General features: G+C 35.5%; 17 protein-coding genes, 1 pseudogene and 1 riboswitch. Of the genes and pseudogenes, 4 read left to right on the plus strand and 14 right to left on the minus strand.

What is annotated here, in order from left to right:
- The first annotated feature begins 76 nt into the window (after positions 1-76).
- Entirely contained in the window at positions 77-985 is a 909-nt protein-coding gene (gene gltC / locus KM885_RS13980) for a glutamate biosynthesis transcriptional regulator GltC (protein WP_047183614.1), read from the plus strand.
- A 68-nt stretch (positions 986-1,053) separates the two neighbouring features.
- Here gltC and KM885_RS13985 read toward each other — a convergent pair whose 3' ends face one another.
- Positions 1,054-1,260: a cysteine-rich CWC family protein gene (locus tag KM885_RS13985; protein WP_216884162.1), complete on the minus strand. Its 207-nt coding sequence runs from the start codon at positions 1,258-1,260 to the stop codon at positions 1,054-1,056.
- 130 nt (positions 1,261-1,390) lie between these two features.
- Between KM885_RS13985 and KM885_RS13990 the strand changes: the two genes are divergently transcribed.
- Positions 1,391-2,623 (plus strand): aminopeptidase, encoded by a 1,233-nt coding sequence (locus KM885_RS13990; protein WP_204798601.1) that lies wholly within the window; start codon positions 1,391-1,393, stop codon positions 2,621-2,623.
- Positions 2,624-2,711: 88 nt separating this feature from the next.
- Here KM885_RS13990 and KM885_RS13995 read toward each other — a convergent pair.
- Positions 2,712-3,173 (minus strand): annotated as a pseudogene (locus KM885_RS13995) (DUF4097 family beta strand repeat-containing protein); the annotation flags it as partial.
- A 2-nt stretch (positions 3,174-3,175) separates the two neighbouring features.
- The gene (locus tag KM885_RS14000) at positions 3,176-3,505 is read right to left on the minus strand and encodes a hypothetical protein (RefSeq protein ID WP_216884163.1); all 330 of its coding nucleotides are present in this window, start codon (positions 3,503-3,505) and stop codon (positions 3,176-3,178) included.
- Between the two features lie 241 nt (positions 3,506-3,746).
- On the opposite strand from KM885_RS14000, the gene KM885_RS14005 reads away from it, so the two are divergent.
- A complete protein-coding gene (locus KM885_RS14005) occupies positions 3,747-4,631 on the plus strand; it encodes a DUF1002 domain-containing protein (protein ID WP_204798602.1) in 885 nt (294 codons plus the stop codon).
- A 73-nt stretch (positions 4,632-4,704) separates the two neighbouring features.
- On the opposite strand, the gene KM885_RS14010 is transcribed toward KM885_RS14005, so the two are convergent.
- The 8 genes from KM885_RS14010 to KM885_RS14045 form a co-directional block, all read right to left on the minus strand.
- Positions 4,705-5,247, minus strand: coding sequence for a GNAT family N-acetyltransferase (locus KM885_RS14010; RefSeq protein WP_047183611.1), 543 nt, complete (start codon positions 5,245-5,247; stop codon positions 4,705-4,707).
- Positions 5,248-5,316: 69 nt separating this feature from the next.
- Entirely contained in the window at positions 5,317-5,868 is a 552-nt protein-coding gene (locus tag KM885_RS14015) for a 5' nucleotidase, NT5C type (protein ID WP_047183610.1), read from the minus strand.
- Between the two features lie 112 nt (positions 5,869-5,980).
- Entirely contained in the window at positions 5,981-6,853 is an 873-nt protein-coding gene (locus tag KM885_RS14020) for an ABC transporter ATP-binding protein (protein WP_052771599.1), read from the minus strand.
- A 12-nt stretch (positions 6,854-6,865) separates the two neighbouring features.
- Positions 6,866-7,252, minus strand: a complete 387-nt coding sequence (locus KM885_RS14025; protein WP_047183609.1) for a GntR family transcriptional regulator — start codon at positions 7,250-7,252, stop codon at positions 6,866-6,868.
- 18 nt (positions 7,253-7,270) lie between these two features.
- A complete protein-coding gene (locus KM885_RS14030; RefSeq protein ID WP_128715700.1) occupies positions 7,271-8,026 on the minus strand; it encodes a hypothetical protein in 756 nt (251 codons plus the stop codon).
- A 10-nt stretch (positions 8,027-8,036) separates the two neighbouring features.
- Positions 8,037-8,522 carry a small multi-drug export protein gene (locus KM885_RS14035; RefSeq protein WP_047183607.1) on the minus strand — a complete coding sequence of 162 codons (486 nt, stop codon included), beginning with the start codon at positions 8,520-8,522 and terminating at the stop codon, positions 8,037-8,039.
- Between the two features lie 168 nt (positions 8,523-8,690).
- The gene (bioB, locus tag KM885_RS14040; RefSeq protein WP_047183606.1) at positions 8,691-9,689 is read right to left on the minus strand and encodes a biotin synthase BioB; all 999 of its coding nucleotides are present in this window, start codon (positions 9,687-9,689) and stop codon (positions 8,691-8,693) included.
- A 47-nt stretch (positions 9,690-9,736) separates the two neighbouring features.
- Positions 9,737-10,315, minus strand: a complete 579-nt coding sequence (locus KM885_RS14045; protein ID WP_047183605.1) for a biotin transporter BioY — start codon at positions 10,313-10,315, stop codon at positions 9,737-9,739.
- A gap of 404 nt (positions 10,316-10,719) precedes the next feature.
- Positions 10,720-10,821: riboswitch (SAM riboswitch) on the plus strand.
- Positions 10,822-11,020: 199 nt separating this feature from the next.
- Here KM885_RS14045 and KM885_RS14050 point away from each other — a divergent pair.
- Positions 11,021-12,136, plus strand: coding sequence for a methionine biosynthesis PLP-dependent protein (locus KM885_RS14050; protein WP_047186622.1), 1,116 nt, complete (start codon positions 11,021-11,023; stop codon positions 12,134-12,136).
- 191 nt (positions 12,137-12,327) lie between these two features.
- On the opposite strand, the gene KM885_RS14055 is transcribed toward KM885_RS14050, so the two are convergent.
- The 3 genes from KM885_RS14055 to KM885_RS14065 form a co-directional block, all read right to left on the minus strand.
- Positions 12,328-12,516: a hypothetical protein gene (locus KM885_RS14055; RefSeq protein WP_047186623.1), complete on the minus strand. Its 189-nt coding sequence runs from the start codon at positions 12,514-12,516 to the stop codon at positions 12,328-12,330.
- A 79-nt stretch (positions 12,517-12,595) separates the two neighbouring features.
- Positions 12,596-12,988 carry a hypothetical protein gene (locus tag KM885_RS14060; RefSeq protein WP_047186624.1) on the minus strand — a complete coding sequence of 131 codons (393 nt, stop codon included), beginning with the start codon at positions 12,986-12,988 and terminating at the stop codon, positions 12,596-12,598.
- A 15-nt stretch (positions 12,989-13,003) separates the two neighbouring features.
- Positions 13,004-14,161 carry an MFS transporter gene (locus KM885_RS14065; protein ID WP_225344215.1) on the minus strand — a complete coding sequence of 386 codons (1,158 nt, stop codon included), beginning with the start codon at positions 14,159-14,161 and terminating at the stop codon, positions 13,004-13,006.
- Positions 14,162-14,545: the final 384 nt, after the last annotated feature.

Genomic DNA, 14,545 nt, shown 5'->3' on the forward strand with positions numbered 1-14,545 from the left:
GACCATTAATAGATACAATATAAATTTTCGATTAAATTAATGCATATAACGCATGAATAGACGGAGTGATGAAAAAATGGAGTTTAGACAAATCCAATATTTCCTTGAAGTTGCCAAACGCGAACATGTTACAGAGGCTGCTAATGCCTTACATGTTGCACAATCCTCTGTTAGCAGACAGATTTTTAATTTAGAAGAAGAACTTGGTATAGAACTTTTCATTCGAGAAGGTAGGAATGTAAAATTAACGACAATTGGTAAAATTTTCTATGACAGGATGCATTTAGTAATGAACATGATGGACGAAGCAAAAAGAGAAGTCAAGGAATATTTAAGCCCTGACAAAGGAACTGTTAGAATTGCCTTTCCTATGAGTATGGCCGCCCATACAATCCCAACCATCATTCATTCCTTTCGTATGCGTTATCCTGAAGTGAAATTTCAAATGATTAGTGCTGCCCATAAAGATCTCGTTAAAGGCGTTCAAAAAGGGGATTACAATTTAGCGATGGTTGCACCGATGCCCAAAAATAGAGGCGGAAAAATTAAAGGAACCGCTCTTTTCGTGGAAAAAATTGTTGCATTATTACCAAGTCATCATCCTTTGGCAGAGCGGGACTCCATCATGTTGCGAGAATTGAAGGATGACTCTTTCGTTGTTTTATCTGAATCATTTGTATTTCGTGATCAAGTGATACAAGCTTGTAATAATGCAGGATTTTCTCCGAAGATTGCATTTGAAGGAGAAGACATACATGCATTAAAAGGATTAGTTTCCGCAAGCCTCGGCGTTGCATTAATACCAGAAATGACTTTAATCGATAATACACCACGTCCTACTGTCATGATACCCATTTCTGATGCAAATTTAACTAGAACCGTTGGGGTCATTTTCTCAAACGAACGAAAATTGTCACCTACTGAGGAAGTATTTTACCAATTCCTATTAGAAACATTTGAACGATTAAACGATTTTAAAAATTAATTACTTTTTTAGAAAAAAGAATAGGTGTCCTAAACATCACCTTTCTTTTTTCAACCTTCTTAACACATTTATGTAGTTTTATCCCTCATGATACTGGTTTTCTCTTTATACGCTTCTAAACAATTTTTACAGATGCAATGCTTTCTCCAACTTTCTTCAGGTACTAAATCAAATATTCCTTTTGGAAACTTTTCCGAAGTGCACCAGCAATCCTCTGACGTACGTGCCATAAATTTATTTTCTTCTCCACATAGCGGGCAGTAAATATTAGCCAAACCCATCACTCCTTTCAATACCTTAACTAACCTTATTTTAGCATAAGAGTATGTTTGTTACAGATGTGATATTTTCTAGTGAATTTGGTAACATATATCTATACTTATAAAAATGGAGGAATTGAAAATGATGTCTACGTTTAATGAGAATTTAGAGAAATACGCCTCCCTTGCAATTGAAGTAGGTGCTAATGTTCAACAAGGGCAAACATTGGTTATCTCAGCACCAATTTCGGCTATTGATTTTGTTCGTATGTTAACGAAGAAAGCGTATGAAAAAGGGGCTGCTAATGTACTTCACGAATGGTCTGATGATGTATTGACTCGAACAAAGTTTGAATTGGCACCAGATGAAACATTTGAAACCTATCCAAAATACTTAGCTAAACATCGTATCGATCTAGCGGAAAACGATGCCGCATTCCTTTTTGTTTTATCTAGCAATCCAGATTTACTGAATGGAATCGATCCAAAACGAATTCAAACCAACTCTAAAACAGTTTCTACAGCCCTTGCTACCTTTACGAAATACGAAATGAGTGACAAAATAAGCTGGTCCATTGTATCTGTTCCAAATGAAGCATGGGCCAAAAAGGTATTTCCGGAGTTAGATGGTGAAAAAGCTGTCCATGCATTGTGGGACGCTATATTCAATGCGACACGCGCTAATCTCTCAGAACCTGTTAACGCATGGAAAGAACACATTGATACGTTGGAATCCAAAGCTACCTATTTAAATGAACAAAAATTCAAAGCCCTACACTATCAAGCTGATGGAACGGACTTAACTATCGAATTACCTGAGAAACATATTTGGATAAGTGCGGAAAGTATAAATGAGAAAGGAACTCCTTTTGTCGCGAACATACCTACGGAAGAAGTATTTACCGCTCCTTTGAAAACAGGAGTAAATGGAACCGTCTCAGCAACAAAACCTTTAAGTTATTCCGGAAATTTGATTGAAAACTTCTCCTTAACATTTAAAGATGGAAAAATTGTAGACTATCAAGCGGAAAAAGGATATGACACATTAAAGCATCTAATTGAAACAGATGAGGGCTCACATTTTACCGGTGAAGTGGCGCTCGTTCCCCATCACTCTCCTATTTCCGATACGGATTTAATTTTCTTTGAAACCCTTTTTGATGAGAATGCATCCAATCATATCGCAATTGGAAAGGGCTATGCTTTCTGTTTAGAAGGTGGAAAAGAAATGAGTGAAGAAGAGTTAAAAGAAAATGGTCTCAATGATAGTTTAACCCATGTCGATTTCATGATAGGTTCAGACAAAATGAATATTGACGGTATTTTACCAGACGGAACAAGAAAACCTATTTTCAGAAAAGGAAATTGGGCGTTTTAGGAATAGAAGGTCGGATGATTGCTCTGATTAAGAGCCCATCCGACCTATTTTCTAACTTCAGTATTCCAGGAGTTTAGTCAATTTCAACTTATCTCTTCTCTACAGTAATGCTTCCATTATCTGTTTTTAATTTAACTAAATTTTCGCCATTTCCAATGACTGTATCATAGTTACTTTTGCCGAAAACCAAAATTTTACCATTATCTGTGTTAATATTAAACGTTGTATTGGTCGGTTCTTTTTCTGTATATACATTAATCGCTCCATTATCTGTTTCCAAATCTATCATTTGATCCAAAGAATCTGTTTTAAAAACAATTTTACCATTATCTGTATTACCTGAAATTTCACCTACGACGTTATCCAAAAGAATAGTACCATTGTCTGCCTCAGCAGAAAGATTCAAACTTTCTATATTTCTTAAATTTATTTCCCCATTGTCGGTTTCTACATAAACATCATTCGCTTTTAAATTTTTCAATTTAACAAGACCATTTTCCGTTTCAGCTTTTATCGCTTCATACACATTCTGAGGTAGATAGATGGTTAATGTTAATGTTTTAAAAGCGTTAAACCAGTCAAATGTAAACCATGAAAAAAATCGTTTGCTTTTAGTTCGACCATTAACGTATCATTCTTCACCTTTGCTTCAAGCTTATCATGTTTATTTTTCCCCGAAACTGCTATTTCTGCTGACTTACTATCAGATGGAAAAATCTCTACCGCAGCATTGTGTGCTTTGACATGAACACCAACAAAGTTCTCCGATACTTCTAATTGTTCTGGACCTGATCCATTTCTTGAAAAAAATTGAGTAATACTAACCGCCATAACTCCGATTAACACAATCGCAATAACCGTTACTTTTTTCAAATCAATCAACTACCTCTCTGCAATTTTTTGACCTTGATTCAAGAATATATGAAAAAGCATTCAAAAAGAATACCCCTGAAATGTATTTTACTATACGTCTAAAGTTGTATGGGGACTACGCGTTGGAAAACCTGTCGAACGAAACGTGATTTAAATTTTCCTTTTTATTGGGTTACATTTATAATTTATATGATACGATAGCTTTTAAGAAATACTTAAAAGAAAGGATGCTATTCTTTTGAAAAAAACAATACACAAAATAGGGATATCATTTCTAGCAATGGTTATGTTGTTCTCGGTTTTTATAACAACTGTACATGCGGATGCAGTTCCAGGAGATGTTATCGTTACATTAGGTGAAGATTTAACAGCTGACCAAAAGCAAACGGTTCTTAAAGACATGGGAATAGAAAACGAAAATGATGTTGAAATCGTTTATGTCACCAATAAGGAAGAACACCAATATTTAGGCAGTTATATTCCTGCAAGCCAAATTGGATCTAGAGCTATCTCCTCTGCAAGAATTACATTAGGACAATCCGATTCAGGCTTAGCAGTGGAAACAAAGAATATTAATTATATTACAGAAGAAATGTATATCAATCCTCTTGCAACTGCAGGAGTTACAGATGCACAAATCTATGTTACCGCACCATTCTCTGTTTCAGGTACAGGTGCATTAACAGGAATTCTTAAAGCATATGAAGTGTCCACTGGTGAAAAAATTGACGAAGATGTAAAGCAAGCTGCTAATGAAGAAATGGTAGTGACTTCTGAGCTTTCCAAGGATGAAAATATCGGTGAAGACAAAGCATTAGAATTGATGAACTTAATTAAGGAAGAAATGGCTGAAAAAAATCCTCAAACAGAAGCTGAAATTCGTGATATGATTAAACGTCTAGCAGCAGAATTAGGTATCAACCTTACAGACGCACAATTGGATCAGCTGGTTTCTTTATTCAATAAGTTAAAAGGTTTAAATATTGACTGGGATAAGGTGAGCGACACAATCAATACAGCAAAAAATAAGGTGGAAGAATTTGCCCAAACAGAAGAAGGACAGAACATGATCAATTCTTTCATTACCTTTATAAAGTCTATTTGGAACTCCCTAATTTCAATCTTCTCTAAATAAAAACCAATTAGAAATAGTATCCCCCCATTCCGAACTTCGTGAATGAGGGGATTTTGTTATTGAAACCTAGCCATCATTTCTGAAAATGTAAAACTTCAGAAACAGGTTTTGGCGTTACCCCATATATATTTTCTACTTTATAAATATGAATTTGGTTATAAACTTCCTTCATATTCTCATAGACTGTCATTTCTGAAGTAGTATCATTCGTCCAATATAAAATTTCCATCATAATTTCTTCGTTTGATACAAAGGAATGAAATTGATAGGTGATTGCTTTCGCATATTGAAAACCTTCTCTTTTATAAAACCGGAGCCTCTTTTCCGTATCCGGTTCTTCTTCATTTATTGGCTCCACCTCTAGAATGATCGTTTTATTTTTGGCTTTAAGTTTCTCCATTAATTGATGACCAATCCCTTTACCCCTTGCTTTTTCTGAAACCCATAAAAAATCTATAAATATAAAAGTATCAAATTCTGCATACATGACAATGTGGTATTTTCCTTCATCTTTAATGTAATGCTCACCTTTTTCTAACAATAAGGCGTCTAATTGTACTTTTGATTTCATTTCACTGACAGGAAAATACGTATTTAATTTTTCATACCAATCCATTCGATTATACTCCTTTTTTCTTGCTAAGTAATAAAAGACACAAACCATTTGATTTGCGCCTTTTGTTTACTAGTTTTGTGACTCTCTTAGCTTTTTAAAATACTCACGCACATCGTTCCATCCACTAACATGGACATGTTTTGTTTTCATATCTTCATTGTGATAGGCTTCAAATAATATTCCGGTTCCCGTGAAATTATCTAGTTGCGTAACTGTATCATCAATTAAATAATCCGCATGGACAACCTTTTTGTTTCCACAGAAAATAAAATAATTATGATCTAAAAATGGAAAATGCTCTTTTAACCATTCATATTTATCCATAAAGGAAAATGGGACCTCCATTGCAGCTGTTGCAATATATATATCATAATGCTCGGATAATTCTTTTACAACCGGAATGGCCGAATCAATCACTTCCAAATCACGGAAAAATCCAGCTGTATTAATTGCTTGACCAAGCACCGTTAACTGTTCTTCTGTTAATGATGCCCAAATACTTTTCCCCCGCAACCCTTCTTCACTTACTGGAAGACCTAGTTTCTTTGCAGTTTGAAAAACCTTTTTGGCAGTATCTGCAAGTACTTCATCCATATCTATGGCAATACTGATTCTCTCCACAAAAACACTCCTCTACCTTATCTTCTCCTTTCATTCTATCTGTTTTGCTGTAAAACTTCTATCTAAATCCCTCTAAATTCACCTTATCTTAAGAATAGGAGATAATAAGCGGTTATTCTTGTTCAATCAAATATTCTAAAACTTCTTCCATGGAAAGACGCTGGGTTTGATTAATGGTTATTTGTTCAGCCTGCAAGACATCTTCTACATTACTTACATGATTCGTAACAATTTGGGCTGGGTTAACTTCAAACCGAATGACGTTAGGATGGTTTTTCACATTATTTGTTATATGAGAAACCCATACCCTTCCCCAATGATCATGAATTTCATCTTTGTAAAAGGACTGTGTAATTCGTCCTTGATCCATCACCATGATTTGATCACAAAGCTGGTTAATTTCATCGACCGTATGAGTCGCAAGAACAATACTTCTTTCTCCTTCTTCCATAAACCGAATAAGATCTTCTTTCATTTTCTTTTGAGAAACAATATCCACTCCTGACGTTGGTTCATCAAGCAGAAGCAATTGGGGTTCATGTGCCATTGCAAAAATAAAATCAATCTTTTTCTTGGTTCCCTTAGAGCATTTACTAAATTTTTCATCTATATCAATACGATAACGTTCCACCAACCTTGTAAACTTTTCTTCATTCCAAGTCGGGAAAAAATGGGAAATAAAAAACTTTATATCTTTTATAGTTGTAGAATCAAAAGACTCTAATAATTCCCCAGCATAACCAATTTTCTTTTTATATATTACTTCTTCCTCCTCTTCCTTCCAATTCATTCCTAAAATTTTAACTACTCCACCGTCTTCTCTCATTAGTTTCATCAATAAACGTAGGAATGTACTTTTTCCCGAACCATTTGCCCCTACTAATCCAACGATCATTCCTTGCTCCAGTTCGAAATCCATTGGACCTAAATGGAATTTTTTAAAACGTTTCTCTAAGCCTGTAACTTCTAAAACTTTGGTTTGCATATTTATCCCTCATTACTTAAAGTTTTTCTTCATAACATCTGAAAAAATATGATTAATTTCCTCTTCCGAACAGCCTACTTGTATACCTTGTTCTACAGCTTTTTCAAATGCATCATGTACAACCTTTTGTTTCGTCTCTTCCATATGTTCATTTTTCACTTCACGAACGAACGTCCCTTTTCCCTGTACTGTCTTAATGAAACCAGCTACCTCTAAATTTTGGTACGCTCTTCTTGTTGTAATCACACTACAGCCTAGATCACTTGCTAAGGCTCTTATCGAAGGAAGTGGTGTCTCAGGATGCAGTTGACCACTAACGATTAGTGTTTTAATTTGGGTTTCGACTTGATGATAGATTGGCTCTCTACTTTCATCAGAGACATGGATTGGTATCTTCATGCGAAAATCCACTCCCTTCTATATATAATCACGTTTTTCTAAACGCCTTTTGAGTATTTTATTCCATTCATAACAACTTACGATTCCAATAAGGATGGAAACGATAGCTACAATGAATCCGTAACTTTTGATAAGTTGTAATATAGCTTCTATAACACTTTGATTAAAGAACGTGAAAAAGATGATTTCTATAATAATAACAAAGCCCATGTAGATGAAAGGTATAAAATGCAACATTTTACCCTTCATCCCATATTCGACATAAGGGTTAAGCCCACCAATTGTTAACATAAATCCAAACCAAACGAAAACAAAGATAACATAGTCACCAATCGTCATCCATTCTAAAATGTTATTTGAAAATATAAGAATAATGATGCTCATTGCTCCGAAAAACGCAAACGACATGATGACAAGAGTACATAGCATAAACAATGTCCGACTCAAAGCTAAAACAGAGACGGAAATAGGTAAAGAGCGAAGTACTGCCATTCGTTTTCCATAAGGATTATGCTTCGCTACTCGATAACTTAAATATGGTTTGGCCATAGATAAAGTTGCAAATGAAGGTGCTAAACCTAAAAACAAAAAGTCAAGGAAATATGAATCAAAAGAAGTAGAGTTCACTTCAAAGTGGAAACTAGTAAATCCCGAAAGAAATGTTCCCATAAAAAGACCAACAATTAAACACATGATAAACGTTGAAATAACCGCTATCCATTGTTGCTTATACTCCATCTTAACCAACCAAAATGCATCTTTAAACAATTTCATTCACCCCTTCTTAATTTCCATTAAAGTAATTAATAATGCCTTTGTCCTTTAAACCAATAAAGTCGATACCGAAATATAATAAAACAGTAAAAACGATACTCCAGGTCGTAATACTAATCGTTATCCAAATGAATGTTTTCTTTTTCGTTCCACCAAATGTCATACTAGCTAAGGCGGTTAAATGGCTTCCGGCAACTAATGGACCGAACATTGCTAAACCGGGCAACCCATATTTCTTCCACAAGTTTTGTGCTCTAGCGGATCGTTTACTTTCTTTTGGCTTCTTATCTTTTCTACGTTTACTTCTCCAAGCTTTAAACTGATTGACGAACATAATAAGAAGTAATACGGTTAATAAATTTCCAACCAACCCAATAATCATTACGGGTACGATGGACAATCCCGAAATAATGGCAATTGGAATCACTCCATATGCTTCAAAAAATGGTGCCGCTGCTAAAATAAAAACTAATACATATCCCCAAAGTGCTTTCATAAAAAATTCCTCCCAATGTATTTAAGTGTTAAGGTGTGTATATCTATATAAACACTATAACACTGTTTTATTGAAAAGCAAGCCTATTTTCTAAAAATTGCTTTATTTAGGTTATCAAGAGTTTAGGGAATTAAAAAACCCGTCTATCCAGACAGGTTTGATCACTGTTTATATTTGTTTTTCAGGTACTTCATTATAATCAATTTCAAAACCTAGATCTTCAATCATCTTATGATCAGCAGTGCTTTCTTGGCCTTCTGTTGTTAAATAATCACCAACAAAAATAGAGTTAGCTGCATATAACCCTAATGGCTGCAAGCTCCTTAAGTTTACTTCTCTACCACCAGAAATACGAATTTCCTTCATTGGATTCATATAACGAAACAATGCTAATACTTTTAAGCAATATCTTGGATCCAGTTCTTCTGTTCCTTCTAATGGAGTTCCATCAATTGCATGTAAGAAGTTAACCGGAATGGAATCCGCATCGATAATCTTTAGACTTCTTGCCATATCAATGACATCTTCTTTTGATTCCTTCATCCCTACAATAATACCAGAGCAAGGAGAAATTCCTGCACTTTTCGCAGTTTCAACTGTATCTACACGATCGTCATACGTATGAGAAGTTGTAATGTTTGGATGATGCGCTTTAGATGTATTGATATTATGATTATAACGGTCCACACCAGCTTCTTTTAATTTCTCTGCTTGTTCAGGCTTCAATATACCCATGCAAGCACAAACTTTTAAATCATATCTTTGCTTAATTTCTTTAACTGCAGAAGCTACAGTATCCACTTCACGATTACTCGGTCCCCTACCACTTGCAACGATACAATATGTTCCAGCATTTAATTTAGTTGCTTGATCTGCACCACTTAGTAATGATAATTCATTTACAAAAGTGTATTTGTCTACAGGTGCTTCCGAAACAGAAGACTGGGCACAATACCCACAGTTTTCTGGACAAAGCCCAGATTTTGCGTTAATAATCATGTTCAATTTTACTTTATTTCCATAATAATGATGTCTTATTTTATAAGCGCCTTGTAATAATAACAAAAGTTCCTCGTCTCGACTATCTAAAATGGACAATGCTTCCTCGTCTGTAATTTCCTCCCCCATAATGACACGTTCTGCCATTCCAAACCAATCATTTACCATTCCCCATACCCCTTTCTCTTATAAAATATCTCTCTACAAATAAACCATTAAGCAGTCTTTGTACTACTTAAATTTCTAGATTTATAAACTTTCCCATAAATCCGGTATGCTAATCCGCCAGCCAATATAGTTAAAATAATATCTTTTGGAAGTGGTGCTAACATCCATAACCACGCCACCGCATAGCTAAATCCTTCAGGTGCACCAAACCATAATTGATATGCAAAGTACATCCAGGTCGTTCCAAATACATAGTTAATTGCCATACCAACTATGGAAGCAAATACGAAATTTGCTTTTGTAGCTCTCTTCTCCGTTATTTTCCCTACTAAATACGCAACAATGATATAAGATACTACAAATCCAAACGTAGGGGATATAACCGAAGATGGCCCTCCCGAGAATTGTGCTAAAACAGGGGCCCCTGCTAACCCAACCAAGGCATATACCGTCATCGAAATAGCTCCTAACCTACTTCCAAGCAATAGACCTGACAAAATACAAAAGAAAGTAGTTAACGTAATAGGAACTCCTCCAATAACGATAAATGCAGTAATATTAGCGCCAATAGCCATAAGAGCAGCGAACAGACCCGCAAGCGTAATATCGACAGCTTTTAATTTCATAAAAATCTCCTCCCTAGACCTATAAAAATGGACTCTATTAAATTTATATTCTGAAAATATGATATTTTATTTTCTTCTAATTGTCAACCGTTAACTATATAGGGTTGACGAACGAGATATACTTCCTTTGCTAACATTTATAGATATTGAAATGTGATTTGGTCCATGATAGCTTTTTCACGGACATTTTTACTGCGCTGGGTGCTAACTTTGTCCGTGAGAACTCTTGTCACGGACTTTTCCTCCCTACTAAATGATGACTTTGTCCGTGTAATAGGGAAATTATGTTTATGAAGAATGATTCTATGTAAAAACCTTCTATGTAAAAAACAAAAAATTACCAAAATTCTTATTGACAATTAATACGAATACGTGTAGTCTAATATTTAACTGAATATCCAAATTTCTTATCCAGAGAGGTGGAGGGACTGGCCCTTTGAAGCCTCGGCAACAGACTTTACAGAGAACTGTGCCAATTCCAGGAGCATCATGCTTGTAGATAAGAAGAGAAAATAGCCATTGTGCATCAACCCTCTTCTTATCTATAGGAAGAGGGTTTTATTTTAGCATTTGATTCATGTGAAAAATAAGATCAGGAAATAGTAATTAGCAAACGAATATTAACGTAATATTACTATTGATTATCCTACGATGAAACAATAGGGCTTCCTTGCAGGGTCCACTCATTTATAAGGAGATGAAAAAATGTCAGACAAAAGTATAGAAACGAGATTGGTTCAATTAGGCAATAAGAGTGATCAATCAACGGGGGCTGTCAATCCACCTATTTATTTATCGACGGCATACCAACATCAAGGACTAGGCCAATCAACTGGATTCGATTACAGCCGAACAAAAAATCCTACAAGAACCATATTGGAAGAGGGCTTTGCTGATCTAGAAAATGGAGATAGCGGATTTGCATGTAGTTCTGGCATGGCAGCAATCGAGCTCGTTCTTTCTTTGTTTAAACCTGGGGATCAGTTGATTGTTCCTAAAGATATTTACGGTGGTACCTATCGCTTGCTTCAACATTACGCAGATACATACCATATTCAAACGACATACACCGATTTTGAAAACAATCAGCAAATCGAGCAATTAATCACCGAAAATACAAAAGCCATATTTCTCGAAACGCCAACGAATCCATTAATGCAAGAAATTGACCTTGCCCAGATTGCAGCTATCACCAAAAAACACAATCTTTTACTGATTGTAGACAATACGTTTATGACCCCCTACTTACAGCGACCTCTTGACTTAGGTGCAGACATTGTTGTTCACAGTGCGACAAAATATATCGGGGGACATAACGATGTATTAGCTGGTTTAGTTGTTGCAAAAGGCAATGAAATTTGTGAAAAATTATCCTTCATCCATAATGCATCTGGTGCTGTCCTTTCACCTTTTGATTGTTGGCTCTTAATAAGAGGATTAAAAACACTTTCATTACGGATGGATAAACATGTAGAAAATGCAAAAAGCATTGTTTCTTATTTAAAGAACGAAGCCTTGGTTAGTGACGTATATTATCCAGGTAAAGGCGGTATGCTTTCCTTCAAATTACAAGAAAGCCAATGGGTGGATACATTTTTACAAAATCTTCAAGTTATTACATTCGCGGAAAGTCTTGGTGGCGTCGAAAGCTTTATTACTTATCCAGCAACTCAAACTCATGCTGATATCCCACTGGAAGAACGCATAGAACGAGGAGTAGATAATCGACTATTACGTTTTTCAGTTGGAGTTGAGAAAGCAGAAGATTTAATTCAAGACTTAAAACAGGTATTTTCCATTTTAGCTAAGGTGGAAGTATAAAGAAGACTAACCATCGGTGTGGGGTTTCTTTCATCCCCCACTGATGATTTCCCACCTTTCCCAAAAGCTTAAGATCGGAGTCTTACTGCCCGTTTAGGTGGATAAATAAAACAAGGTAATTCATACCTACTGAAAGGAAGCCAACAAACGCTAATGCATGTATCGGCTCCCTTTCTATCACTTATTCTTTTTTAATCAGAGTTCAATTTCTTTTTAATTTCCTCTACATCCGTATTACTGTAAACGGATGTTTCTAGACCTCCTGTTGATGCTAGTAATGCCTTTACCTCATTATAGGATAGTCCAGATTCCGCATTCTTTCTTTTTACTTCTTCAATATCAGTTCCTGCAACCGTATATTTTTCTTTATTTTCTTCCACTTTAGTCACCTTCTTTTTTATAGTTTATGCTATTTCTTCTTTTCTAACCAAAAAACTGGCCAATCTATCTTAGCCAGTTTTAATTATGTGTTCCCATAGACTCACTCGATTCGTCTATTTTATATTTTAAAAATTCATAGTTTGAAGTCGGTTCTTTTTTCACAATAACACCATCATCATTTCTATACACCTCATATTTCCGATATTTTTCAACCATATAGCCATCCTCTTCATAAGTATCTACCAATTCAAGCTCCACACTCGACATGGCAGGAGTACTTTCTTGTTCCAAGTGAGCATAAGCTTCAATGGATTCCTCCTCAATTTCCTTTTCGATTTCTTCGCGAATGGTAGGTGTTGAATCGACGTGTAAATCAGGAACGAAACCATGGTAGTTATTTTCAGGTTTTTCTAAATAAGCAACAAATCCAAGAATTGCTATAACCCCAATAGCTAGAAGTATTTTTTTCATTTTCCCTTCCCCTTCCTAATAAGACTTCGTTGGACTTGGAGATTGCAGTTTTGAATAACCAATCAGTGTCAAAACAACCATTCCTATCAAAAATGCAATAAAATAAGGTGAAATAAAGCTACGAATAATACCTGTAAAAAAGGTACTGAAAATCATCCCTAACGAATAAACTGCTGACATAACGCCAAAAGCTCTCCCATGCCCTTCACTTGAAACAACATCCGTTAATGCAGTAGCCATCGCCGGCATCATAATTCCAAAAAAGACACCAATAAGGAAAACCAATATGCTTAATGATAGAAGAGAATTAAATAGTGCAAACAAACTTATACACATTCCAAATAACCCGAGGATCAACCGCTTCACAGGGTCGAACCTATTAATAAAAAGCAATGATAAGGATATAAACGTTCCAATACCAAAATAACTAAATAATTGTCCAGTAACCGCAGTAGATAAACCTTTTTCTACCGTTAAGTAAGGAATTTCATAAATAAGGACCCCATGAATATACATCACCGCAAATCCAGTCAAAAATACAACCTGAAGACCCGGTGTAGTTAAAACATCCCACAGACTCAAAACTGTTTTTGAGTTCCTTTTCATCATAACAATTTGTCTTTCATTTATAAATTTCATCGTATAGATAGAGGTTAAAATTAATCCAGAACCTATTACGAAATACGTATTGGCATACCCTATCGACACACCTAGTTGTCCTCCGATTACAGGAGCTACGATACTAGCAATCGTTCCTAGTATTCCATTAATTGCCATGTTTTTTCCTTGCTGTACACTATTTTTGGCATATCCCGAAAGTAATGCCATTGCTGCTGGAATTAAAAACGCTAACGAAAATCCATTCATGGCCCTAAGCATTAACAAGCTAACCGTATCACCAACAACACCATGGGCGATGAACAAAATGCCAGACACAAGTAAAGGCAGAGTAATAAAAATTCGCTTTCCAAACCGATCAACCAAAGGACCAGCAATCAAATTTCCAGTTAAATTTGCCAACTGTGAAACACTAAGCATAATACCAATTAATACACCTGACGCACCTACCATCGCTGCATAAGGAGTGAAAATTGGAGATTGGATACTCATGATTAAACTAATGAAGAACATCACTAAGAAGATATGTAATTTGTCTACCTGCGCTTCTCTCAATTTTTTCACCTCAAAATATTGTATGCGGGTGATAAAAAATTAGACGAGCTTTTCAGAATCTAACATTTCATTTTTTTGAAAAACTGGTATTTGCCAAGCTTTATAGACATATACCTTAAATGCACTTATTCAAATCTTTACGGTAGAACGAGTAATCGAAGCTCTAGACGGGAAAGATTTCCTTCCCGCTAAATAGAAAATGCACCACCCATAGTTGGATTGAATCCAACAATGATGGTGCCTTCTCCTTAAACGTTTATGATTAACATATAATTCTAAACTCAGTGAACTACCCCCTCTTACCATCCTTACGGGTTGCTTGAAGTGGGGGCTTCTTGGGTAATCGCCACTTTTGGTAGCTGACGAATTTGACCAAGCTAACCC

The organism is Oceanobacillus caeni (assembly GCF_019037185.1).
Classification (GTDB): Bacteria; Bacillota; Bacilli; order Bacillales; family Amphibacillaceae; genus Oceanobacillus; species Oceanobacillus caeni.